Annotated in this window: 18 protein-coding genes and 2 tRNA genes; 14 read left to right on the forward strand and 6 right to left on the reverse strand. The window is 75.7% G+C overall.

Annotated features, from left to right (window positions below; genetic code table 11):
• The first annotated feature begins 113 nt into the window (after nt 1-113).
• A complete protein-coding gene (locus KSE_RS04405; protein WP_014134069.1) occupies nt 114-1,583 on the forward strand; it encodes an APC family permease in 1,470 nt (489 codons plus the stop codon).
• Between the two features lie 62 nt (nt 1,584-1,645).
• On the opposite strand, the gene serS is transcribed toward KSE_RS04405, so the two are convergent.
• Nucleotides 1,646-2,908: a serine--tRNA ligase gene (serS, locus tag KSE_RS04410; RefSeq protein WP_014134070.1), complete on the reverse strand. Its 1,263-nt coding sequence runs from the start codon at nt 2,906-2,908 to the stop codon at nt 1,646-1,648.
• Nucleotides 2,909-3,434: 526 nt separating this feature from the next.
• On the opposite strand from serS, the gene KSE_RS45615 reads away from it, so the two are divergent.
• A complete protein-coding gene (locus KSE_RS45615) occupies nt 3,435-4,640 on the forward strand; it encodes an AfsR/SARP family transcriptional regulator (protein ID WP_106437591.1) in 1,206 nt (401 codons plus the stop codon).
• A 21-nt stretch (nt 4,641-4,661) separates the two neighbouring features.
• On the opposite strand, the gene KSE_RS04420 is transcribed toward KSE_RS45615, so the two are convergent.
• The 4 genes from KSE_RS04420 to KSE_RS04435 form a co-directional block, all read right to left on the reverse strand.
• The gene (locus KSE_RS04420) at nt 4,662-6,131 is read right to left on the reverse strand and encodes an MmgE/PrpD family protein (RefSeq protein WP_014134072.1); all 1,470 of its coding nucleotides are present in this window, start codon (nt 6,129-6,131) and stop codon (nt 4,662-4,664) included.
• Between the two features lie 139 nt (nt 6,132-6,270).
• Complete coding sequence (locus KSE_RS04425; protein WP_014134073.1) at nt 6,271-7,227, reverse strand: diacylglycerol/lipid kinase family protein; 957 nt, start codon at nt 7,225-7,227, stop codon at nt 6,271-6,273.
• Nucleotides 7,228-7,298: 71 nt separating this feature from the next.
• A tRNA-OTHER gene (locus tag KSE_RS04430) sits at nt 7,299-7,383 on the reverse strand.
• A gap of 35 nt (nt 7,384-7,418) precedes the next feature.
• Nucleotides 7,419-7,503, reverse strand: a tRNA-OTHER gene (locus KSE_RS04435).
• Nucleotides 7,504-8,470: 967 nt separating this feature from the next.
• Here KSE_RS04435 and KSE_RS41945 point away from each other — a divergent pair.
• The 9 genes from KSE_RS41945 to KSE_RS04480 all read left to right on the forward strand — a co-directional run bounded on the left by KSE_RS41945 (nt 8,471) and on the right by KSE_RS04480 (nt 16,918).
• Entirely contained in the window at nt 8,471-8,980 is a 510-nt protein-coding gene (locus KSE_RS41945; RefSeq protein WP_148283058.1) for a hypothetical protein, read from the forward strand.
• 202 nt (nt 8,981-9,182) lie between these two features.
• Complete coding sequence (locus KSE_RS04445; RefSeq protein WP_014134075.1) at nt 9,183-10,466, forward strand: tetratricopeptide repeat protein; 1,284 nt, start codon at nt 9,183-9,185, stop codon at nt 10,464-10,466.
• 128 nt (nt 10,467-10,594) lie between these two features.
• Nucleotides 10,595-10,783, forward strand: a complete 189-nt coding sequence (locus tag KSE_RS04450; RefSeq protein WP_014134076.1) for a YegP family protein — start codon at nt 10,595-10,597, stop codon at nt 10,781-10,783.
• A gap of 147 nt (nt 10,784-10,930) precedes the next feature.
• Entirely contained in the window at nt 10,931-12,004 is a 1,074-nt protein-coding gene (locus tag KSE_RS39675) for an NUDIX hydrolase (protein ID WP_014134077.1), read from the forward strand.
• Nucleotides 12,005-12,163: 159 nt separating this feature from the next.
• Nucleotides 12,164-12,562: a DUF6188 family protein gene (locus tag KSE_RS04460; protein ID WP_014134078.1), complete on the forward strand. Its 399-nt coding sequence runs from the start codon at nt 12,164-12,166 to the stop codon at nt 12,560-12,562.
• Between the two features lie 116 nt (nt 12,563-12,678).
• A complete protein-coding gene (locus tag KSE_RS04465; protein ID WP_106437593.1) occupies nt 12,679-14,055 on the forward strand; it encodes a DUF5685 family protein in 1,377 nt (458 codons plus the stop codon).
• Nucleotides 14,056-14,176: 121 nt separating this feature from the next.
• Entirely contained in the window at nt 14,177-14,713 is a 537-nt protein-coding gene (locus tag KSE_RS04470) for a GNAT family N-acetyltransferase (protein ID WP_014134080.1), read from the forward strand.
• Nucleotides 14,641-15,786, forward strand: a complete 1,146-nt coding sequence (locus tag KSE_RS04475; RefSeq protein ID WP_014134081.1) for an NAD(P)-dependent oxidoreductase — start codon at nt 14,641-14,643, stop codon at nt 15,784-15,786. Before KSE_RS04470 ends, KSE_RS04475 begins: the two co-directional genes overlap by 73 nt.
• A 268-nt stretch (nt 15,787-16,054) precedes the next feature.
• Nucleotides 16,055-16,918 (forward strand): DUF4232 domain-containing protein, encoded by an 864-nt coding sequence (locus tag KSE_RS04480; RefSeq protein ID WP_063747433.1) that lies wholly within the window; start codon nt 16,055-16,057, stop codon nt 16,916-16,918.
• A 24-nt stretch (nt 16,919-16,942) separates the two neighbouring features.
• Here the strand turns inward: KSE_RS04480 and KSE_RS04485 are convergent, their stop codons facing one another.
• Nucleotides 16,943-18,826, reverse strand: coding sequence for an APC family permease (locus tag KSE_RS04485; protein WP_231873327.1), 1,884 nt, complete (start codon nt 18,824-18,826; stop codon nt 16,943-16,945).
• Between the two features lie 435 nt (nt 18,827-19,261).
• On the opposite strand from KSE_RS04485, the gene KSE_RS04490 reads away from it, so the two are divergent.
• The 3 genes from KSE_RS04490 (at nt 19,262) to KSE_RS04500 (ending at nt 24,446) form a co-directional block, all read left to right on the forward strand.
• Entirely contained in the window at nt 19,262-19,798 is a 537-nt protein-coding gene (locus tag KSE_RS04490; RefSeq protein ID WP_014134084.1) for a hypothetical protein, read from the forward strand.
• A gap of 185 nt (nt 19,799-19,983) precedes the next feature.
• Nucleotides 19,984-20,664, forward strand: a complete 681-nt coding sequence (locus KSE_RS04495) for a response regulator (RefSeq protein WP_014134085.1) — start codon at nt 19,984-19,986, stop codon at nt 20,662-20,664.
• Nucleotides 20,665-20,768: 104 nt separating this feature from the next.
• On the forward strand, nt 20,769-24,446 hold the full coding sequence (locus KSE_RS04500; RefSeq protein WP_014134086.1) for a DUF4132 domain-containing protein: 3,678 nt from the start codon (nt 20,769-20,771) through the stop codon (nt 24,444-24,446).
• Nucleotide 24,447 lies beyond the last annotated feature (1 nt).

Genomic DNA, 24,447 nt, shown 5'->3' on the forward strand with positions numbered 1-24,447 from the left:
CCGCTCGACGCCGCGAAGAGCCTCGGCAGCCGGGGAGACCGTGCGCCCGGCCGCCCGCCACGCCCCGGAGCGGCCCCCGTCCCCTTTCCCCGTCGCTCCTTCCGGGAGTCCGCATGACCGCCTCCGAACCGCCCGCCCGTGACGGGCGGCTGGTGCGCACCCTCACCACTCCGAAGATCGTCTTCATCATCATCGCCGCCGCCGCACCGCTGGCCGCGATGGTCTTCACCGTGCCGCTCGCCTTCTCGATCGGCACCGGGCCGAGCGTGCCCGCGCTCTTCGTCTTCGCCGGGCTGACGCTGCTCTGCTTCACCTCCGGCTACGCCGCCATCAGCCGCCGGATCAGCCACGCCGGCGGCTTCTACACCTACATCGCGGCGGGCCTCGGCCGCCCCGTCGCCGTGGCGGGCGGTCTGATCGCGGTGATCGCCTACAACACCGTGACCATCGGGCTGCTCGGGGCGTTCGCCTACTTCGCGCACAGCGTCACCGCCTCGTACGGCCTCGACGTGCCCTGGGAGGCGTGGGCGGGCGCGGGGCTGCTGTCCATCGGCGTCCTCGGCTACCGCCACGTGGAGTTCAGCGCCCGGGTGCTCTCGGTCCTGATGGTGTGCGAGATGGCGGTGCTCCTCGCGCTCGACGTCGCCGTGCTGGCGCACCGGGGTCTGGCCGCGCTGCCCGCGCAGTCCTTCTCCCCCGGGCTGATCGCCGCCCCCGGCCTCGGCGTGTCGGTGATGTTCGCCTTCGCCTCGTTCATCGGTTTCGAGTCGGCTTCGCTCTACGGGGAGGAGGCCCGCGATCCCGGGCGGAGCGTTCCGCGCGCCACGGTCATCGCCGTGCTGCTGGTCGCCGGCTTCTACGCGCTGACCAGTTGGGTGGCCGTGGGCGCCGTCGGCCCGGCGAACGTGCGCGCCACGGCGTCCGGCCACCTGGACGACCTCTTCTTCGACCTGGGCGACAGCTATCTCGGCGGCGTGACGAGCACGGTCATGCAGGTGCTGCTGTGCACGAGCCTGTTCGCGGGGTGGCTGGCCCTGCACAACGCCGCGAACCGGTACATGTTCGTCCTCGGGCGTGACCGGGTGCTGCCCCGGTGGCTGGACGCGGTCCATCCCCGGCACGGGGCGCTGCACCACGCGTGCGTCGCCCAGAGCGTGACCAGCGCCGTCGTGGCCGCCTTCTTCGCGGCGGCGGGGATCGACCCCTACCTGGGAATGTCCACGAGCATGCTGGGCCTCGGCACGCTCGGCGTGATCGCCCTGCAGGCGCTCGCGTCGCTCTCCGTCCTGGGCTACTACCGCGGGCGGCGGCGGGGGCACTGGTGGCGGACCAGGATGGCGCCGGCCCTCGGCGCGGTCGGTCTGGTGGCCGCGGCGGTCCTGGTGGTGCGGAACTTCCCCGTCCTGACGGGGACGACCAATCCCGTGGTGACGGCCCTGCCGTGGCTGCTCCCCCTGGCCGGCGCGATCGGGGTCGGCCACGCCCACCGGATGCGGGCCAGGCACGGCGAGCGGTACGCGGCCCTGGCCGGGGTGGAGCACGCCGGCCGCGGCGGGGCGGCCCGCCCGGACGGCCGGGACTGACGGGGTCCGCTCCGCGCGCGCCCCGGGGCCCGCCCCGCTCCCCCGGGGCCGGCCCGACCGGGTCACCTCACGCCACCGTCCGGGGCGATGACCTCGAAGCCGGTGTGGGGGACCAGTGCGGCGGGGACGGCGACCGAGCCGTCCTCGCGTTGGAACTGCTCCAGGAGCGCCGCCATGGTCCGTCCGATCGGCAGCCCCGAACCGTTGAGCGTGGCCGCGAACTCGTTGGCCCCCGCGGTCTTCACCTTGATGCCGGCGCGACGTCCCTGGAAGGTGCCGCAGTCACTGACCGAGGAGATCTCGCGGTACCTCTGCTGGCCCGGGAGCCAGACCTCCAGGTCGTACGTGCGGCGGGCCGAGAACCCGAGGTCACCGGTGCGCAGCTCGACCACCCGGTAGTGCAGGCCCAACCTGCGCAGTGCCTCCTCGGCGTGCCCGAGGAGGACCTCGTGCTCGTGCCGGGCGTCCTGGGCCGCGCAGAGGCGGACCAGCTCCACCTTGGCGAACTCGTGCAGGCGGATGACGCCCCGGGTGTCCCGGCCGTAGGAACCGGCTTCGGAGCGGAAGCAGGCGGTGTGCGCGGTCACCGCGAGCGGCAGCGCGGCGGACGACAGGGTCTCGCCCCGGAACAGGTTGACCAGGGGGACCTCGGCCGTGGGGATCAGGAAGAGCTCGCGCTCGGCCGCCCGGGTGCCGAACAGGTCGTCGGCGAACTTCGGGAGCTGGCCGGTGGCCGTCATGCTCTCGCGGGTCACCAGGTGGGGGACGCTCATCTCGACGTAGCCGTGCTCGCGCGTGTGGAGGTCGAGCAGGAACGAGGCGAGCGCGCGTTCGAGCCTCGCCCCGGCTCCCCGCAGGACGGCGAAGCGCGCCCCGGAGACCCGCCCCGCCCGTTCGAGGTCGAGGATGCCGCTGCCCGCGCCGAGCGCCACGTGGTCGCGGGGGGCGAAGCCGAACTCGGGCCGGGCGCCCCACTGCCGCAGCTCGACCGCCGCCTCGTCGGCCCGACCGGGCGGCACGCACTCCAGCGGGGTGTTCGGCACCGCGAGCAGGAAGTCGCGCAGCCGCTGCTCCGCCTCGCGGAGCTGTGCCGCGAGGTCGCCGGCGCGCTGCCGCAGGTCGCGGCCTTCGGCGGCGTCCTCCTGCGTCGCCGGCCGGTGCCGGCGGGTGGTGATCCGGATGGCCGCGTGCAGGGCGTCCCGTTCGGCCACCAGGCGGGAACGGAGTGCGGCGAGCTCCGCGAGGGAGTCGGCGTCGAGCCGGTACCCGCGCCGCGCGAGCGCGGTCACGGCCTCCGGCGAGAGCAGGTCACGCAGAGGGTGCACGGATTGCCTCCTGGAGGGAGCGGCGTCCCGCGAAGGTCGCCCGCTGGGATCGGATCGTGTGCCGTCGCGATGGGGCACCGGTGCGCGGGAGCCGCGCGGCCGGGTGGGGAGGGTGGTGGCGCGGGCCGGTCTCCCCCGGGGGCCGGGGGGGTGGTGGGGGTGGTGATCGCGTTCCCCGGGAGGGGACTTCCGCCAGGGGAGGTGTTCGCGCGCCCGGCCCGCGCCGGAAGGCGCCCGCGCCGGGCCGCCTCCGCCGCGTCGCGCGGCGACGGGTGCCACTCGCCGGAGGGGCCCGCGGTGGAAACGACCGTGCGTTCCCCCGTCCCATGCTGCCCGGTGCCCCTGACGCGCTGCTGACTGCGGGGTGACACCGCCGCCCGGCCCGTCCGCCGGCCGCTCCGCGCATCCGGCCGGTCCGGCATCGCCTCGGCGGTGGCCCTCCCGTGCCGCGGCGGGCCGTGCTCCTTAACTCCGCCGCCGAACTGAACAGAAGTCCGTTCGAAACGGCTTGCCATCTGGTGTTCGAATGGCGGACCGTAGCGGCTGGGCGCACTGTCCGTCAGGGGGCCGACGGAGGCAGCGCCCGATCTCCTCGAAGCACGTGCGTGTGCTCCGGTCCCGCTCGTGGTGCGGACCGAGCGGGACCGCGCCCCTGGGGACGGGGGCGGCGGAGCCCGGGCGGCCGTGGGCAAACGGCCTCCACCCGGGCGACGGGACGACTCCCGCGACCGGACCGGCCGGTGGTCACCGCCTGCGGGGACCGGGCCCTCCGGAGCGGACGGTGCGGCACCCGCCCGACCGTGCGTCCGGTCGTCGCGGGACGTCCCGCCGGAGTCTCCCGACCCACGGGCCCGCCGACCGGGCCGCCGGTCGTGTTCGATCGCCCACCCCGAGGGAGCGGGCGGGGTTCCCCTCCCCTGCGCCCTGCCTTCCCGACAGCACGCACCGACGTTCCGACAAGGGAGTTGCTGTGCTTTTCTTCAGGATCCTGGGACCCCTCGAAATCGGAGCCCCCGGAGACGCGTGGCAGCCGAACGGAGGGCGCCAGGCCATCCTCCTGTCGTCCCTCCTGGTGAGCGACGGCCATTTCATGACCACCGAGGCCCTGGTCGACGAGATCTGGGGGGACAGCCCGCCGTCCGGCGCGCTGAACGCCTTGCAGGCCCAGGTCAGCCGGCTACGCCGGCGGCTGTCCTCGCTGTCGTCCGGATCCGTCAGGTTGGCCGCGCTGTCCGGCGGTTACCTCCTCGACATCCGGAGCAGGGACCTGGACGCCTCGGTGTTCACCGAGGGGCTCGAACGGGTCCGGACGAAGGCGGCGGGCGGGACCTTGCACTCGTCCGAGGTGGCCGACCTGCTCAAGCTGTGGCGCGGGCCCGTCCTGGGCGGGCTGACCGGAGGAAGCGTCTGCGCGGCCGCGACGATTCGGTACGAGGAGTTGCGGCTGCACGCGCTGGAGTTCCGCTACGAGTGCGAGATCGACGAGGGCGGTCGCCCCGACATCATCGCCGAGCTGAAGGGCCTCGTCGCCGCCCACCCCTACCGGGAGCGCTTCCTGGTGCAGCTCGTGGTGGCGCTCTGCCGGGTGGGGCGGCAGGCCGACGCCCTCCATGCCTGCCGGCGGCACCGCGCGGTGCTGCTGCAGGACCTGGGGATCGACCCGTCACCGACCGTGCGGAAGCTGGAGCACGCCATCCTGCACCAGGACCCGGCGATGTTCCGGGCCCGCTGACGGGGGGGCGGGAGCCGCCGCTCAGGCGGTCAGCGCCCGCTCCACGAGCGCGCGGAGCTCCGCCGGCCCCATCAGGGGAAGCCGGGGCCACGCGTCCAGCACCTCCCGGGGCCCGCCGCAGTGCAGGAACTTCTTCTCCACGAACTGCCGGTGCGCCCCGCGCAGTACGGGCCCCGCCCCGCCGCGCGGGACGGAGCGGACGCAGGAGATCCGGTGTCCGCTCCGCAGCAGCACGGTGACCCGGGCCGGAGTGGGTTTGGCCGCCCGGGTGAAGTCCTCCTGCGGAGGCGCGCCGACCGGGCCGAGCAGTTCCACCAGCTCGGTGCCCCCGAAGGCGCGCAGCCACTCCTCGGCACGGGCTCCGGCGTGACGCACCGCCTCCCCGAACGGTGCCACCCCGTCGAAGAGTTCGCGGGTCATCCGCGGGTCGTGCACCAACCGGGTCCGCCCGGCCAGCGCCCAGCGCCCGGGGTCGTCGAGGGCGGGACGGCGGAGGTCCTCGATCTCCAGTCCCCCGGTGAGCAGGGCGGTCGCGACCGTGTAGGCCGGGTCGAGCACCAGGGCGCCCAGGGGTGTCCGCGGTCCGTCGAAGTAGGGCCGGGCGCGGCGAGCCGTGGCGACCGTGTACAGCGAGACCTCGACGACCACCTCCCGGATGTCGTCGGGGTCCAGTCGGGCCAGCCGCGGGTGGATGTCGATCGCGCAGTCGATGGCCGCGTCCGTGCCCGGTCCGCCGGGGTGGAGTTTGAAGGAGAGGGTCTCGGTGTGCCACCTCCGGCCGAGGCCGGCGGTGACCGCCTCGGCCAGCGGGACGGTCGCGAACTGGGCGAGGAAGCCGTCCGGGTGCTCGAGGATGTCGACCGGCCCGGACAGTCCGCCGTCCACCGCCTCGCACGCGTCGAGCGCCGTGCGCACCGCGGTCGGCACGTGCAGGAGCCGCGCGTCGCCCTCGATGAAGCCCCGCAGCAGGGTCCACGGCGGCGAACCGAGCGCCAGCGCCATCGAATCCGCCCACCGGGACGCCGATGCCGGTTCACCGCCGAGCCGTGCCGCGACCGTGCCGATCAGGTGGGTGTGCAGGGCGGTCTGACCGCGGAACGGCCCCAGCGTGGCCGCTGCGGTGACCCTGGCCGCGCACTCGTCGGCGAGCAGGACCGCGCGGAGGAGCTGCGCCCCCGTCCACCCCCGGGCCCGGGCCAGGGCCAGCGGAACCGCCACCGTCGAAGGGCCGAGGTGGCCCGCGTAGGCGGTGTCGTCCATGTTCAACCAGGCACCGACACCGGCCAGCGTGCGGGCCGAACCGACTGGATCGTCCTGGAGGGGGCCGCCCAGCGCCAGCGCCAGCCGCCGGCCCTCCTCCTGCGCCAGGCCCAGCCGGATCGCCGCCAGCTGCGACAGGATGTGACTGGACGTCAGATCGATGACATGAGGCGGGACTTGGTCGAGCTCCAGTGCGCTCGCCCACTCGCCCAGCCGGGTCAGTGCGTTCACGAGAGGTCTCTTTCCGGTCTCGGGGGGAGGAGGAGCGTGGACGACGCCCAGCGCACGTCGGGACGGGCGGTGGACGGCGGGGCGTGGAGCACCGGAGCGGCGGGGCGGGCCGGCGAACTCCGCCGGAGCCCTGGCCCGTTCAGCCGCCGGGGCGGTCGGCCGAGGCGATGACCGGCAGCAGGCCGGGGAGCACGTCCAGGACCAGCCGGCTCCGGTCGGCGGGCCCGACCTCCCCGTCGCTCTCCCACTCCAGCACCCGCCCGTCGGTCCGCTCGACCACGATCCGGCGCCCGGTCGCGTAGCGGACCCCGGGCAGGCCCAGGTGCGCACCGTCGCGCATCGACTCCAGGACGCGGGCAGGAGCGGCACCGGCGCCGACCACGCACACGTCCAGGAGGCCGTCGTCGCGCACGGAGAGCGGCAGGACGTTCAGCACCCCCGCACGGTGCCGGCCGCCGCCGACGTTGACCAGCAGCGTTTCGCCTTCGTGCAGCACCTCTCCGTCCACGGTGACCCGGCCCGGGTACGGGACGAAGGAGGCGGTGGCGGAGGCGAGCGCGGCCCGGTAGCGCGACCGGCCGGCGATGGCCAGGCCCCGCGCCTCGGCGGTGGCCGCGGCGAAGAGCCCCGTGCTCGCGCCCAGGACCACCAGGCGCTCCGGATCGGGGACGCGCGCCAGGTCGAGCAGGCGGCGTTCGGCACCGGAGCCGGTGAAGGCGGCCTCCACGGCCCGGTGCCAGGGTGCGTCGTCCCACAGGGAGCGGTAGTTGGAGTTGCCCGTGCCGCCGGGCAGCACGAGCAGCGACACCGCACGGCCCAGCGCGGGAGCCCCGACGACTCCGGTGGCGACCTCGCTGAAGGTTCCGTCTCCGCCGATCGAGACGATCAGGTCGGGGGAGTCCGGCGACTCCAGGCACTTTCGCGCGAGACCGGCCGCATGGCCGTGCCCCCGGGTCCAGCGGACGTCCACCCGACCGCCGTGGCGCCGGCATGCCGACTCCACCCGGCCGACCAGGCCCTCGTCGGTGCCGCCCGCTCGGGGATTGGCGATGATGACCGTCCGGCCGGGGACCCCGGCCGGGCCGACATGTGCCACGCTTCCTCCTCGGTCCGTCGGCCGGTTCCGCGTGCCCGGGACGAACGGCCGCACTGCGATGGGACGTTCGGCGGAGAGGGCAGGATTCGAACCTGCGCGGGCTTCCACCCGACCGGGCGAACCCGGCCCCCGTTAGACCACTTCGGGTACCTCTCCCACGCACCCCACCGACCCACCGGCACGATGCACGGCGGAGAGGGCAGGATTCGAACCTGCGCGGGCTTCCACCCGACCGGGCGAACCCGGCCCCCGTTAGACCACTTCGGGTACCTCTCCCGGACACCTCCCCTGATTCGCCGGTGAGGTGGCCGCATCACCAAGTGTGCCGAATGCCCCTGATATTCGGGTCACCCCTCGCTGACCCGCGGCGGCCCGCCCCCGCCGGCGCCCACCGGCGCCCCCTGGCGGCGCCGGGGAACGGCAGCGATCACGGCTCCGGAGGAATATTCCGGACAAGTTTCGTAATCCCGCAAAAAGCGGGCGAGACATTATATGCGCGCGATCAATCGACCGACGGGGAGTCAAAAACGTTCATCCTTTCGTTGATTCAGGGAATCCGATCCCGTCCCGGCGCCGGATACAAAACGGGCCCCATTCCCACCCCGGAGGGCAAATCCCAGCCACCGAAAGGTATGCATGTATGAACAGGACGCGGCTTTCTGAGGTCTACCACCTGCCGGTCCCGCCAGGAGGGGGCGTCGTCGTCGCCAGCGCTTTCACCCACCCCGTGCGCGGGCGTGTCCACTGCCCCGCCGCCCCCCTGGTCGCGGCCTGGCTGATCGGCCAAGGCCACCCCGCGGTCATCCGCGACCTCGGATCGGCCGTGGGCGGAGCACTGGGCGCGGCGGACCCGCGGACGCCTTCCGACCGGATGGCGGTGACGACCTATCTCGACCTCGACGGCCGAGCCGTGGGCATCGCGGCGGCGGGGGGAGCCGCCTCCGCCCACCTGGCCCAGGAGGCCGTGGACCGCTGGAGTTCCACACTCAGGACCCGGAGGGCGCTGATCGCGCTGCCGTCGCCGCACTGCCCCGCCGACGGGAGCGGCGGCGCGCGGATTCCCGTCCCACGCCCCTCCGCGGCCGGCCGCCCGGGCGCGTGCCGGACTCCTGCGGCCACGGACGACACGATCGCCTCCTACCGGGAGCGCGGGGATTGCGTCCTGCTGCTCGACCCGCGCGCACGGGGGGGTCGTGACGGACGCGCCGGACGAGGCCCGGTCCGGAGGGGCGAGGTCGTGGAGGTGGGCACGCTCGAAGCGATCGGGGAGCTGGCCCCGGAGGACGAGGCCCGGGTGTCGTTCGTCGTGGGCGCTTGCGCCGTCATCGACAAGGTCACCCCACTTCTACGGGCCCTGCGGGAGCGCTTTCCCGCCCTGCGCGGCCAGCACCCCGACCAGTGGTGCTACTCGTCCACCGACATGGCGCGGACCAGCAAGGCCGTGATCGAGGCCAGCGACCTGACCCTGTGCCTCGGAGGCGCCGGGCACCTCCCCGACCTGCCGGTCGGCATCGGACGGCTGCGGACGGTCCGCTCCCTCGCGGACCTCTCCCCCGAGGACGTCCGCGGGGCGGCGACCATCGGGCTGATCGAGGCCGACGGTCCCGCCGGCGCGGGCGCCCGGGCCGGCCTGGGGGTGACGGACGTGCTCGACGTCCTGGCGGGCATCGGCCCCCTCAGCGTCGTCCACCACTCGGTTCGGACCACCGTCAGCACGAACGTCTACCAGAGCCCGCTCACCCCGGTTCGCTGAACGGGCGTCAGCCGAACCGGGACTCCACGGCGGCCGGTCGGTTCGTATGCATGCCAGCGGGCGGAGGCGGCCGGGTCCACTGGTGGACCGCCGCCCCACGGTGATTACATAAGGACTTCTGTCGACTACCACCAGTAGCCGCGGCGGTGCTCCGCCGGTCCCGGTCGGAGGGGCGCCGCCACGGCCGGGAGAGGAACCAGGCATGTCTTCTCCGCGCTCCGAGAACATGCTGCTCCGGGCCCTGCTCAAAGAAGCCGGATGGAGTGGGGACGGGCTGGCCGCCGCACTGAACGCGCTGGGAGCGGAGAACGGCCTCCGTCTCAGGTACCGGCGGCCGTCCGTGGCGCAGTGGCTCGCGGGCTCGTCCCCGAGAACGGAGGTGCGGGCCCTGCTGTCCGAGGCGTTCAGCCGCCGCCTCGGACGCGAAGTGACCATCGCGGAGATCGGACTGGGCGGGGCGGAGCGGACGGCCGGGCCGTCGATCACCCACGAGGAGCTGACCCGCCCACCGGTCCACCCGACCTACGCGCTGGAGGCCCTGCGTCACGTCCCCACCGGTTTGGGCGGGAAGGCCCAGCGGCCACGGGCCACCGCCCCCACCCGACAGCGGCTGGACAGGGCGCACGTCACCGCCGTGCACGACATGGCCGCTCTGCTGTCACGGACCGACCAGGCACTGGGAGGGGGAACCGCGAAGCAGGCGTTCACCTCGTTCTTCCACGACGTCGCGGTCCCCTGGACCGGACTGCCGGCGCGCCCGGCGATCCGGGGCGAGCTGCTGACCCAACTGTCCCAACTGGCTTACCTGGGGGGCTTCCTGTACTTCGACGAGGGCCTCCAGGGAGCCGCCCAGCACTACTACCGGCTCAGCGCCTCGCTCTCCCACGAGGCCGCGGACAGCAACGGACTGGCCGTGGCCCTACGGGCGTTGAGCGTCCAGGCCCGCTACCTCGGGCACTACCGGCAGGCGCACCGACTCGCCGAGGCCGCCGTCGACACGGGGCGGCGCAGCGAACCCGGCACCGTGGCGTTCCTGAACGGCCAACTGGCCGTCAGCCTCGCCGCGGCGGGCCACCGGAAGTCCAGCCTGGAGCGGTTCACCGCGGCCGAGCTGAGCCTCAGCCGCGCCGACACCCTGCTGACCCCGGCCATCGGCGCCTACAACAGCGCCTCGCTCGCACACCAGCGAGCCGCCCTCAACCGCCACCTGGGCGACTCGCGGGGCGCGCTCGCCGCGTTGAAGGAAGCCACCCGGCTGCGCCCCCCGCACGAGAGCAGATCGCGCGCGCTGATCCTGGCCCGACAGGCGGAGCTCGAACTGGAACGCGGCCACCTGGAAGCCGCCTGCGCCAGCTGGAAGGAGTTCCTGGCGATCGGGGGCGGCATCCGGTCGAAGCGCCTGAACCGCGCGGCCGCGATCATGCGGGCCTCGCTGAAGCCCTACCAGAAGAACCCCGCGGCCCGCGCCCTCCTCCTCGCCCCCTGAACCGGGGCCCCGGCGGTCCCGCCCTGGTGCCGGCCCCGCACTCGAACGGCACACCCGGGAGGCGGGGGGAGGGAGTTGACCCTACGTTGGCCGACGGGGGGCTACCCGAGCGAGAGGTGTGCATTTCCATGGCTGGGAAGTTCGAGCTGTACGTGGACGAGTCGGGCAACCACCGCTTCCGCCTGAAGGCGAGCAACGGTTCGGTCGTGGTGACCGGGGAGCCGGAGCAGTCCCGCGAGCAGTGCCTGAAGAGCATCGAGTCGATCCGCAAGCTGGCCCCGTACGCGCAGCTGCTGGAGACTCCGGTCAACGCCTGACGGCGCCGGCGGCGGGCCCGTGACAGACCGGACGGCCGGTGTCACGGGCCCGTCGCCGTACCGGTACGGGCGGGTGCCGGCGGGGCTCGGCGGCGCCGGGGCGGGGCATGCTGGACGGGTACGGACCGGACGGGCGAGGGGGTTGCGGTGGCGGACGGGCAGGGGATCATGGCGGCGGCGGGGGTGCTGTTCCCGGACGAGGACGGACGGGTGATGGTGGTGCGCACCTCGTACCGGACGAAGCACCCGGTCGCGGTGCCGGGCGGCGGCTGGGACGCGGCCGACGCCTCGCCCCGGGCCACCGCCGTCCGGGAGATCCGCGAGGAGCTGGGCGTCACGCCCGTGCTGCGCGAACTCGCCTGCCTGGACTGGTCCCGGGACCACCACCGGCCGCCGATCGCCGCGTTCCTGTACTGGGCCGACCCGCTGACCGCCGCGCAGCGGGCCGCCGTCCGGCTGGAGGCCGCCGAACTGGACGCGATCGTGCACCTGCCGCCCCGCCTGCTGCTGTCCGCCGTGCCGCCGCTGCTGTCGCGCCGGATGGGCGCCTGCCTGCGGGCGCCCCGCTCGGCCGCGCCGCTGGAGCTCGCCGACGGCCTGCCGCTCGGCCACTGCGCCCCGCACCTGCCGCCCCGGCCCGCGCCCCCGTACCTCGGCGCGGCCGCGCTGGACGGGCTGCTGCCGCCGGGCGCCGGGCGGGACGCGCCGCCGCCGCCGATGGGCCGGGAGGAGTACTACGCGAGCCGCCCGCGGATCCGGGCCAAGGCCCGGATGCTGTTCACCGACCCGGACGGGCGGGTGCTGCTGGTCCGCCTGCACCCGTGGCGCGGCCTGTCGCCGTGGGTGCAGCCCGGCGGCTCGATCGAGGCCGACCGGGAGCTGCCCCGGGCCGGAGCCCGCCGGGAGACCCTGGAGGAACTCGGCCTGGACCGCGAGCCCGGCCGGCTGCTCGCCGTCGACTGGGTCTCCGAACACCCCTGGGACCCGCCGCACCTGGTGCTGGCCTACGACGGCGGGACACTCGGCCCCGAGCAGCTGGCCGCCGTCCGGATCCAGCCCGAGGAGATCGCCGAGTGGCGCCTGTTCACCCCGCGGGAGGCCGCCCGGGTCCTGCTGCCGCCCGCCGCCCGCCGACTGGCCGCCGCGCTGGCCGTGCGCGCGCTGCCGCCGACCGCCGGACCGGCCGAACTGCTGAACGGCGCCCCGGCGGCCACGGGGTGACGGCCCGGATGACGGCCGGGGTGACAGCCGGGGTGACAGCCGGGGTGACGGCTCCGGCGGCGGTTCGCGGCGGGTTCCGGCGGGCCGGGCGGGTATGAATAGGCAGGTCGGGACGGTGGCGCGCGCGGGTGCGGCGCGGAGGTCGGGAGGTGGTGCGGGGTGGCGGAATCGCTCGGATCCGAACTGGAGGGCCGCGCGGTGCGGTCGCTCCGCGGCGGCGACCGGCTGGTGCTGGACCTCGACGACGGGCTGCGGCTGACCGTCCGGAACGACTTCCGGCTGCGCCACGGCGCCGCGGTCGACCACTTCTACCCCGCCCTCGGCCTCTCCCCCGCCGGCCCCCTCGAACGGCTCGCGGGCGCCGTCGTCACCGCGACGACGGTCACCCCGGCGGGCGGCCTCCAGCTCTCCTTCGACACCGGCCACGTGCTGGCCGTCGCCCCCGACCCGGCCCCCGGCGGCCCCGCCCACCCCTGGCAGCTCTCCTCCCCCGCCGGCCCGCTGTACACCGGCGGCCCGCTGCACACCGGCGATCCGGACGGCTCGGCCGCGTTCTGAGCCCCGAACCGCCGCCGACCGGAGGTTCGTACCGTGCGCCTTCTGTCGGGCGCCCCGTCTCACTAGGATGACCAACGCATGATCATCAGGGGTGGACGGGGAACTGGGGGACGGGCGTGTTCGGAATCATCAGGCCGTGTCGGCACCGGCTGTCGGAGCGGATGCACGCCTCCTGGATGGCGCACCTGTGCGGGCTGTGCCTCGCGCTGCGCGACGACCACGGGCAGTTGGCGCGGACCGCGACGAACTACGACGGGCTGGTGATCTCCGTCCTGGTCGAGGCCCAGAGCCCGGTGACGGACACCCAGCGGCGCACCGCCGGGCCGTGCCCGCTGCGCGGGATGCGCAGTGCTCCCGTGGCGCGGGGCGAGGGTGCCCGGCTGGCGGCGGCCGTGTCGCTGGCGCTGGCGTCGGTGAAGGTCCGCGACCACGTCCTGGACGGCGACGGCGTGTTCGCCCGCCGGCCCGTCGCCGCCGGAGCCCGGCGCGTCACCCGGCGCTGGGACCGCCAGAGCGCCGACAGCGCCGCCGCCGTCGGCTTCGACACCGGCGTCCTCCTCGCCGCCGCCCGACGCCAGGAAGCCGCCGAAACCGCCGTCACCGCCGGCGGCCCCCTCCTGCTGGCCACCGCACCCACCGAAGAGGCCACCGCCGCCGCCTTCGCCCACACCGCCCACCTCGCCAACCGCCCCCGCAACGCCGCCCCCCTCGCCGAAGCCGGCCGCCTCTTCGGCCGCCTCGCCCACCTCCTGGACGCCGCCGAGGACCGCCACGACGACGAAACCCACGGCCACTGGAACCCGCTCACCGTCACCGGCACCACCCCGGACGAAGCCGAACGCCTCTGCCGCGACGCCGTCCAGGGCATCCGACTCGCCCTCAAGGAAGTCGAGTTCACCGACCGCACCCTCGCCCACCTCCTCCTCGCCCACGAAACCGGCGAAGCCGTCGACCGCGTCTTCGGACGAGAACGGCACCACGAGTCCTGCGCCCACCGGAACGCGTCCGCCACCGCCTCGCCGTACGACGACGGCCTCGGCGCGGGGGCGGGATCGGGCGCGGGCGGTCAGGGCGGTCAGGGTGTTCCGCTGCAGAAGCCGCTCGGTGCCTTCGGCGCTCCGGAGGGCTACGACCTCCCCGGCGCGCCGGGCGGCTCGGGCGGGGCCGGCGGCTCGGGCGGGCGTGGCGGGTACGGCGGCGCGGGTGGTTCCGGCGGGTCCGACGGGCCGAAGAGGCGGCCGCCGAAGCCGCCGAAGCCGCCCCGGCCGCAGAAGCCGCCGCGCGGGCTGGTCATGGGGTGTCTGGCCTGGGCGACCATGGCCTGCACCTGCCAGTTGCTGTGCTGCGAGCACGACCACCCGTTCACCCGGGAGCGCCGGGAGAGCTTCTGCGACCGCAACTGCGGCGGGTGCGGCAACTGCGACGACGGCGGCTGCTGCAGCGGCTGCGGGGCGGTCTGCGAGTGCCTCTCCTGCTGCGGCGCCTGCGCCTGAGCGGGCGGCCCGGCCCGGCCCACCTACGAGACACCAGCACGACGGAACGACGGAACGACGGAACGACGGAACGACGGAACGACGGAACGACGGAACGACGGAACGACGGAACGACGGAACGATGACGGACGACACCCGGCCGGACTTCACGGCGGCCGCCGAGCTGGCCGAGTGGGGCGGCTGGCCGGCGTTGCAGGAGCTGGGCGAGGCGGCGGACCCGTTCGAGGTGTCGGCGGCCGGGATCGCCTGGCGGCCCAAGGACCGGCACGTCGGGGTGCACCTGGCGGGGCGGCTGGTGGCGCACGCCGGGTTCGTGGTGGCGCCGGTCGAGGTGGGCGGGCGGCGGTTCGAGGTGGCGGGGATCGGCGGGGTGCTGGTCTCGCCGCGCTGGCGCGGGCACGGGCTGGCACGGGCGGTGGTCGGCGCGGCGCTGGACGCGGCGCGGGCCGACGGGCTGCGGTTCGGGCTGCTGTTCTGCCTGCCGGACTGGGCGCCGCTGTACGCCCGGCTCGGCTGGACGCCGCTGCCCGGCCCGGTGACGGCCGACCAGCCGGACGGGCCCGCGCCGGTGCCGCTGGGCGCGATGTGGATCGGGCTGGCCCCGGGGGCGCGCTGGCCGGAGGGCGGGGCGGTCCGACTGCACTCGCTGCCGTTCTGACCGGGGACGCGCCGGCCCGGGTCCTGCTGCTGGACGCCGCGCCCGGCGAACTGCTGGAGCGCGAGCTCGGCCGGTACCTCGACCTCGGGCTGGCGGTCACGCTGAACCTGCGGCGGGTCGCGGAGCCGGCCTCGGTACGGGCCGGCTGGGCCGGACGGATCGCGTTCACCGACTTCGACGCCTTCCAACCCGGCGCGCTACAGGCCGAGTTCAGCCGGAACGGACGGGACGGGCGGGGGTACGACGCGCTGAAGTCGCGCGGCGGGGTGCCGCTGCGGGCGGCGTTCCTGGCGGCGGCGGCCGCCCCGGGGCCGGGGCGGCCGCTGCGGGTGATCGGGCGGGCGGGCGCGGGCACCGACCACGTGGACCTGCCGGCCGCCGCCCGGCTCGGGGTGGCGGTCACCCACACGCCGGGCTCGAACGCGGACGCGGTGGCCGAGTTCGCGCTGGCCCAGGCGCTGGCGCTGTCCCGGCGGCTGCCGGAGCTCAACACGGCCTGCCACGAAGGGCGTTGGACCTCCGGCGGGCCGTCCCGCTCGCTCTCCGAGCTGACCTTCGGGATCGCCGGACTCGGCCTGATCGGCCGGGCGCTGGCCGCCAGGGCGGTGGCGCTCGGCGCCCGGGTGCTGGGCTGGTCGCGAACTCCGGTGGCCGTCAACGGAGTCGAGCACGTGGCGGAGCTGGAGCGGCTGTTGGCGGGCAGCGACGTGCTCTCGCTGCACCTGCCGCTGACGCCGGACACCCGCGGGCTGATCGGCGCCCGGGAGTTGGCGCTGCTGCGGCCGGGCGCGCTGCTGCTGAACACGGCACGCGGCGGCATCGTCGACGAGGCCGCGCTGGCCGCCGCCCTGCGCGACCCGGCGCACCCGCTGGCGGGCGCGGCCGTCGACACCTTCGAGCACGAGCACGCCGCGTTCGCCTCGCCGCTGTTCGGCGCGCCGGGCGCGCTGCTGACGCCGCACGTGGCGGGGATGACCCGGCAGGCGATGGAGCGGGCCGCGCTGCGCTGCGCCGAGCAGGTCGCGGCACTGCTGGCCGGGCGGGCCGACGGCGTACCGGTGGCGCGGGCCTGACGGCGCGTCGGCCGTCGACCGTTGCAGGGCTGTTGCAGGTGGCGTGATGCGGGTCACAGCCTGCGGGGGCGGTTCGTGGTCGACTCTCCGGATGGTGCTGATGCGGGCGGTTCGGGCGGGTGTGGGTGTCGTGCTGGCGGCGGGACTGGCGGGCGGTTGCGCGTCGGCGGCCGTTCCGGGCGGCGCGGCCGCCGATCCGTCGGGGCAGGCGGGTCCCGCCTGCGGGACGGCGCCGACGGCGCGGCCGGACGGGTGGAGCCTGGACGGGGTGCGGATCCTCTCGGTGAGCGCGGCCTGCCTGGAGTACGAGGTGACCAACCGGAGTGCCGAGACCGCCGACCTGACGGTGCTGTTCGGCTGGTCGGGGCGCGGGGAGCGGCTCTCGTTCGATCCGACGGCGGTCCGGCGGGCGGTGCCGCCGGGCGCGACCGTGACCGGCTCGCTGGTGCTGTCGGGCCGCGAGCCGCAGCCGCAGCGGCCGTTCGGCAGCCCCCCGTCCGGCCCCGACCGACAGACCGCGCCCGGGTCCGCTCCCGCGAGCCCGTCCGGCCCCGACCGAGCCGGGACCGGCCGCCCGTCGTCGGCGGCCACGCTGCCGCCGGCCTCGGCCACGCCGTCCGGGCCCCCGGCGGCCGCGCCCGGTGTGAAGGTGCTGCGGGTGCGCAGCGTGCCGACGGCCGAGGCGCCGTCGGCGGGCGGGGAGTGCCCGGCGTCCGGGGTGCGGGTGTACACGGACGAGGGGGACGCGGCGATGGGGCTGCGGGCCGTGGGCCTGCACCTGGTGAACTGCGGGACGAAGGACGTCGTGCTGGACGGCTACCCGCAGGTGCAGGTGCTGGACGAGGCGCACGCGCTGGTGGAGTCGGTGCGGGTGCTGAAGGGCGGTTCGGCGATCACCACCGGCACCGGCGCGGACGCGCCGCCGCGCCGGTTCACCGTGCCGCCGGGCGGCGCGGCGTCCTCGGCGCTGGTCTGGCGCAACACCACCGACCTCGGGTCGGATCCGGTGAACGCCCCGTACGTGCGGGTGCGGGCGACGCCGGACGCGGCGCCGGTGATGGTGACGCCGGAGCTGGACCTGGGCACCACCGGGAAGCTCGGCGTCGGGGCCTGGGCGCCGGACAAGTCCTGACGCCCGGCCCGGGCCGGGCCCGGGTCAGCCGACGTGGACGCGGGGGCGGCGGGCCCGGTCGGGCTCGGCCTCGCGCAGCACCTCGCGGGTGACCGGGGCGACCTCGCCCTGCCCGAACAGGAAGAAGCGCAGGAACTGGGCGAACGGGCTGCCCTCGGTCCACTCGAAGTAGATGTGCGGCAGCTGGCCGGTGGTGTCGCGCACGTGCAGCAGTATCGCGGCGAGCGCGTTGGGCACGCTGGAGTGTTCGAGGGTGAGCACCCGGTAGCGGTCGTGCAGCACCTCGCCGCGCACGTGCAGTTCGGCCTCGAAGTCGGACGGGTCGAGCACGGTGACCTCGACGAAGACCAGGTCGTCCTCGGCCGGGATGTCGTTGTCGGCGCGGATCTGGTGCACCTTGTCGCGGTACTCGGCGAGGTCGCGGCCGGCCGGCTCGTTGGCGATGAGGCGGATCGTGCGGTGCGCGGTGTCGCGCACGAAGCGCTCCGCGACCTCGTCCAACCGGACGTCGGTGACCCGGAGTTCGAAGGCGCGGGCCAGCCGGGAGGCGAGCGAGACCAGCACGATGCCGGCGATGAAGCAGGCGCCGATCTTCACGCCGTCCGGGCGTTCGGCGATGTTGATCGCGGTGGTGTAGAGGAAGACCGCGGCGATCACCGCGAAGCCGATCGTCCAGCCGCGCTGGCGGGCGGCCCGGGCGGCGATGGTGACGGCGATCGCGGCGGAGGTGATCAGCACCAGGACGCCGGTGGCGTACGCGCCGCCCTGCTTGTCGACGTTCGCGTCGAACAGCCAGGTGACCAGGAAGGCGATCGCGGTGAGCACCAGCACCATCGGGCGCACCGCGCGGGCCCAGTGCGGGGCCATGCCGTAGCGGGGCAGGTAGCGGGGCATCAGGTTGAGCAGGCCGGCCATCGCGGAGGCGCCGGCGAACCAGAGGATGGCGATGGTGGAGAGGTCGTAGACCGAGCCGAACGCGCCGCCCAGGTACTGGTGGGCCAGGTAGGCGAGGGCGCGGCCGTTGGCGGGGCCGCCGGGCTGGAAGTCCTCGGCGGGGATCAGCAGGGTGGTGAGGAAGCTGGTGGCGATCAGGAAGCAGCTCATGATCACGGCGGCGGTGGTGAGCAGCTGGCGGGCGCCGCGGACGCGTCCGGCGGGGTGCTGCTCGGTGTCCTCCGGGTCGCCCTCGATGTGCGGCATCACGGCGACGCCGGTCTCGAAGCCGGACAGGCCGAGCGCGAGCTTGGGGAAGACCACCAGGGCGACGCCGATCATCGCGACCGGGTTGCCGTGCTCGACGCTCAGCGCGTGCGTCCAGTCGGTGATCAGGGACGGCGCGGTGACCACGTGCCACAGGCCGACCGCGACCACCACCACGTTCAGCGCCAGGTAGACCCCGACCAGGACGATCGCCACCCCGATCGCCTCGCTGAAGCCCTTCAGGAAGACCGCGCCGAGACCGGCCACCAGCAGCAGCGTGATCAGCACCTGGTGGCCGCCGAGCGCGCCGGTCAGGTGCGGGTTCTCGACCAGGTGGGCGGTGGCGTCGGCGGCGGAGAGGGTGATGGTGATCAGGAAGTCGGTGGCGGCGAAGCCGAGCAGGGCGAGGACGAACAGCTTGCCCTTCCAGAACGACAGCAGGCGTTCCAGCATGGCGATCGAGCCCTCGCCGTGCGGGCTCTCCCGGGCGACCCGGCGGTAGACCGGCAGCGCGCCGAACAGGGTGACCAGCACCAGCACGATGGTGGCGACCGGGGAGAGCAGGCCGGCCGCGAGGGCGGCGATGCCGGGCTGGTAGCCGAGGGTGGAGAAGTAGTCCAGGCCGGTCAGGCACATCACCTTCCACCAGCGCTGGCCGTGCTGCTGGTCGGTGGCCTGGGCGTGCGGGCCGGGGTGCTGCTTGGCCATGTCGGACAGGCCCTCGAGCAGCCAGGCGCGCAGCCGCTGCCGCGCCGTCCCTCCGTCCGCGGGGGCGGGATCGACCACGGTGCTTGCTCCTGTCGGGGTGGGGGACGCCCCGGGCCGCCGGACGCTCCGGCCCGCCGGGCGAACTCCCACGTCAATGTAGGTCACGTCCGCCGCCGTCCGGGGCAGGCTGGAGCGTAGCCCCACCCTTTGGCCCAACCAGGCGGCGGTCCCGGGGCGTTGACGTGTCCTTGGGGTGCCGTTGGGCGTTGGTTTGCCGGACGGCCGCGAATCGTGCCGGTTCGTCCGTTTCGGGACCATCGGCCCCGTGGACGGGACCCCCGGCCCTATCCGCGCGCCGAGCGGCTTCGGGACGCTGCCAGCGTCGCGGCACGCCCACGGGGGGCCGGTCGCGGCACCGAGGAGAGGAATCCGCGCGTGCCCCACCCGCGCCGCCCGTCCGTGCGCCTGCTGACCCGCCGCCAGTACCACCGCCGTCAGGAGCCGCACCGCCGGTGGGGCCGGGGCGCGCGCCGCAACCCGCTCCGCCGCGGGGTGGACCGCGCCCGGCGGCGGGCGGTCGCCCTGGCGTGCTGCGTCCTCGCCGCCGCGCTGGCCGCCGGCGCGGCGGCCGGCTGGCTCGCCCCGCCCCGGCTGCTCCCCGCGGCGCTGGCCAGCGGCCCGTACCGGACGGTGGACCGGGCGCTGCTCGGACTGCTGGCGGCCGGAACGGTCGCGGCCGCCGGGGCCGCCGGGCTGCGCTGGCGGCTGCGGGCGCTGGAACGGCGGGCGGCGGAAGCCTGGGAGCGCTCCTGGCGGCGGGTCGAGCCGCTCTGGTCGGGCCGGGCACTGCCCTGGGCGGACGGCGGGCACGGGGGCGGGGACGGGTGCGGGCGCGGGGACGGGTGCGGGGACTTCGGGAGGGGCTTCGGGAGGGGCTTCGGGCGGGACGGGGAACGGGACGGGGGGCGCTGAGGCGGTCGGATCCGGCGGGGGGTCGAGCACGTCCGGGCGGAAACTGTCAAGGGCCGGTCGGGGCCGTGCCGAGGGCCGGTCGGGTCCGGCCCCGGAGCGGGCGCGGGGGCGGGTGGCCCTGTCGGTCGGCGGGCGGGGTTTGGCAGACTGCCGGGTGTAGGGGTCCGCGAGGAGGAGTTGCTGCCATGTCCGAGGGTTCGGCGCCGATCAGGGTGTTCCTGCTGGACGACCACGAGGTGGTCCGCCGCGGGGTGCACGACCTGCTGGACTCGGAACCGGACCTGCAGGTCGTCGGCGAGGCCGGGACGGTCGAGCAGGCGCTGGCCCGGGTGCCCGCGCTGCGCCCGGACGTCGCGGTGCTCGACATGCGGCTGCCGGACGGCGACGGCGTCACGGTCTGCCGGGAACTGCGCTCGCGGATGCCGCGGCTGGCCTGCCTGATGCTCACCTCGTTCGACGACGAGGAGGCGCTGCTCGACTCGATCATGGCGGGCGCGGCCGGCTACGTGCTCAAGCAGATCAGCGGCACCGACCTGGTCACCGCGATCCGCACGGTCGCCTCCGGGCAGTCGATGCTCGACCCCGGCGCGGCGACCCGGCTGATGGCCCGGATGCGCGGCGAGTCGCCGGCGCCCGCGCCGGAGTTCCCGCAACTGACCGACCGGGAGCGGGAGATCCTGGCGCTGATCGGCGAGGGCCTCACCAACCGGCAGATCGGCGAGCGGGTGTACCTCGCCGAGAAGACCGTGAAGAACCACATCTCCCGGCTGCTCGCCAAGCTCGGCGTGGAGCGCCGCGTCCAGGCCGCGGTGATCGCCACCCAGACCCTGGCCGCCCAGTCCGGCGGCACCGAGCGCGGGCACTGAGCGCGGGCGCCGTCCGGCCTGCCGCTCGACGCGTTGTCCGGGCCGCTCGCTAGGGTTCGCCCAGGTCGTCGGCGAGCGGCGGCGGTCGAGCAGGTGGAGGAACGGTGCGGCGCTGGGAGCTGGTCGACGGCGGTTCGGCGAAGTTCTGGGAGGCGGCGGCCGACGGCGCCGCGGTGCACGTCCGGTACGGGCGGATCGGCACGGCCGGGCAGCTCAGGACCAAGGAACTGGCCGACCCGGCGGCGGCCGCCGCGCACCTCGCCAGGCTGATCGCGGAGAAGGAGCGCAAGGGGTACGCGGCGGCTGCCGTGGCGGAGCCCGCCGCCGCGCCCGCCGCGCCTGCCGCGCCCGTTTCACGTGCCGAGCCCGCCGCTGAGCCCGTCGCGCCCGCCGCGCTGCCCGACGAGGACGTCTTCGTGCTGCCCGCGGCGTGGCGGGCCCACGTGGTGCCGCGTCGCGGTGGCGGGGTGCCGGCCGGGCCGTGGCGGCCGTCGGTGGGGCCGGAGGGCGCCGTCGAGTGGGAGGAGCGGCTGCTCGCCGAGGAGGAGCGGGCGGTCGAGAAGGTGCTGTCCTCGAAGCACGGCGACCCGGAGGTGGTGCGGGCCGTGCGGGCGCACCTGGCGGGGGCGCCGGACCCGGTCGGCGCGGCGGCGCTGGCCGCGGTGCTGAACCCGCGGCACGCCGACGATCCGGCGCGCCGGCAGTTCGACTCCTGGGTGGTGCGGTTCGGCCCGGAGTTCGCGGTGCGGGCGGCGCTGCGGGCGCTGGAGGTGCGGGGCACCCCGCTGTGGGCGATGTGGCAGAACCGGGGGGTGGGGTTCCGGCGGGATCCGGTGGACACCGTGCACGCGGTGACGCTGGAACTCGGCCTGCTGGCCGCCGCCCGCCGGATGCTGGCCGGCGCCGAGGAGCCGGTGCGGCAGGCCGCGCTGGCGGCGCTGGACGGCGCCCGCGACACGCCGCTGCGGCGCGCGGTGATCGCGTACCTGACGCCGGAGCGGACCGCACTGGTGGACGCCTGCCTGGCCGACCCGTCCGCGTCCGCCGATCCGCTGGTGCGGACGCTGCTGGCGTACGCCCTGGGCAGTGCGGAGCAGGTGGCGCGGTTCGGGGATGCCGACGGGGTGCTGCGGTACGCCTGGCGGCACGAGCTGGTCGCCACCCTCGCCGACGGGGCCGGGACGGCCGGGGCACCGCTGGTGCGGGCCGGGGCGGTGCCGGAGGGCTACGCGCACGACAGCGAGTGGTACGCCGAGTTCCTGGCCGCGTTCCCGACCGACGGGACACTGGCCGAGCTGATCGACCGGATCGCCGACAAGCACGCCCGGGTCGCCCTGCTGGGGGCGGTCGAGCGGCAGCCGGTGCGGGCGCTGCGGCTGCTGGCGGCGGCCGCCCGGCGCGGCGGGTCGGACGCGGCGGCGGCCCGGCGCGGCGGGGCGGACGCGGCGGCGGCCCGGCGCGGCGGGGCGGACGCGGCGGCGGCCCGGCTGATGCTCAACGGGCTGGTGGCGCGGCTGCGTTCGCGGCTGGCGGAGCTGCTGCCCCGGCTGGACGAGGCGACCGCGGCGTTCGTCCGGTCGCTGGACGGCGCGCGGGAGCCGCTGCCGGAGGCCGCGCCCGCCGCGCTGCCCGCGCTGCTGGCCTCGCCGCCGTGGGAGCGGCCGCGCGCTGCCCGGCCGCCGAAGGCGCTGACCGTCCCGGCCGCCGACCAGGATGCCGAACTGCTGTGGGAGGAGGGCGAGTCGGCGTCGTTCGCGGCCGCCACCGCCCACTACTGGCAGTACCCGGCGGCCACCGACTGGCGGGCCGAACTGAAGAAGGCGCAGCAGCCCTCCAGGGCGTGGGACCTCGGCCGGCTGCTGGTGCAGGGCCCGGACGAGCTGGTGGCGCCGCTGCTGGAGAGCCTGGAGCCGCGGGCGCTGGCCGAGTCCACCGACCAACTTCCGCCGCTGCTGGCCAGGTTCGGGACGGCGGCGCTGCGGCTGGTGCTCGGCGCGGCGCAGGCCCGGCCGAGCGAGGCGGCGGCGGTGCTGCTGCCGGTGCGCGGCGCGGCCGCGGCGGCCCTGATGGCGGACGTCCTGGTGCGGCTCAAGTCCGTTCAGCCGGTGGCCCGTTCGTGGTTCGCCCGGCACGGGGTGGCGGGCGTGCTGCCGCTCGTCCCGGCGGCGGTCGGCAAGGCCGGCCGGGGGCGGGTCGCGGCGGAGCACGCGCTGCGGGCGGTCGCGGCGCGGGAGGGTGAGCCGGTGCTGCTGGCGGCGGTGGCGGAGCGGTACGGCGAGCCGGCCGCGGCGGCGGTCGCCGAGGCGCTGGCCTCCGATCCGCTGGAGACCGCGCTGCCCGCGAAGCTGCCCGAACTCCCGGACTGGCTGCGGCTGGAGGCACTGCCGCAGGTGGCGCTGGCGGGCGGCGGCGGGGCGCTGCCGCCGCAGGCGGTGCGGAACCTGGTGACGATGCTGCAGCTGAGCAAGCCGCGCGAGCCGTACCCGGGTCTGGCGCCGGTCGCCGAGCAGGTCGGGCGGGCGGCGGCGGCCGGGTTCGGCTGGGCGGTGTTCGAGGAGTGGCGGCAGGCGGGCATGCCGGCCAAGGACGGCTGGGCGCTGTACGGGCTCGGCGGCCTGGGCGACGACGGGACCGCCCGCCGGCTGGCCCCGGTGCTGCGCGAGTGGCCCGGCCAGGCCGCCCACCAGCGCGCGGTGGAGGGCCTGGACGTGCTGGCCTCGATCGGCACCGACGCCGCGCTGACCCAACTGCACGGCATCGCCCAGCGGGTGAAGTTCAAGGCGCTCAAGTCCCGGGCCCAGGAGCGGATCACCGAGATCGCCGAGGCACTCGGCCTGAGCGCCGAGCAGTTGGGCGACCGGCTGGTGCCGGCCCTCGGGCTGGACGCCGACGGCACCACCGTCATCGACTACGGGACGCGGACCTTCACCGTCGGCTTCGACGAGCAGCTCCGCCCGTACGTCCTGGACTCGGACGGCAGGCGCCGCAAGGACCTGCCCGCCGTCGGCACCCGCGACGACCAGGCCCTGGCCAGCGCCGAACGCAAGCGCTTCACCGCCCTGAAGAAGGACGCCCGCACCCTGGCCGGCGACCAGCTGGCCCGCCTCGAAACCGCCATGACCACCGAACGCGCCTGGAGCGCGGCCGAGTTCACCGAACTGCTGGTCGGGCACCCGCTGCTCGGCCACCTGGTCCGCCGCCTGCTCTGGACCACCGGCCCGGACACCTTCCGGGTCGCCGAGGACCGCACCCTCGCCGACCACGACGACCGGCCGTTCACCCTGCCCGCCGACGCCACCGTCCGCCTCGCCCACCCGCTGCACCTCGACCCGGCGGCGGCCGCGGCCTGGGGCGAGGTGTTCGCGGACTACGAGCTGGTCCAGCCGTTCCGCCAACTGGGCCGCCCGGTCGTCCGGTTGACCGAGGAGGAGGCCGCCGGGCACCGGCTGCACCGGTTCGAGAAGCACACCGTGCCGGTCGGCCGGGTGCTCGGGCTGACCGCGCGCGGCTGGCAGCGCGGCACGCCGATGGACGCGGGCGTCGAGTGCTGGATCCACAAGCCGCTGCCGGACGGCCGGTTCGTGGTGATCGCGCTGAACCCGGGCATCGTGGTCGGCCTGGTCAACGAGCTGGGCGACCAGACCTTCGAGGCGGTGTGGCTCGGCACGGCGCCGGGCGACTATTGGCCGGGCCGGTACCCGTACGACGAGCGCTTCGCCGACCTGGCGCCGGTCACCGCCTCCGAAGTGCTGCTGGAACTTGAGGAGTTGACCTCCGCCTGAC

Origin of the sequence: Kitasatospora setae KM-6054, from assembly GCF_000269985.1 — a bacterium.
GTDB lineage: Bacteria > Actinomycetota > Actinomycetes > Streptomycetales > Streptomycetaceae > Kitasatospora > Kitasatospora setae.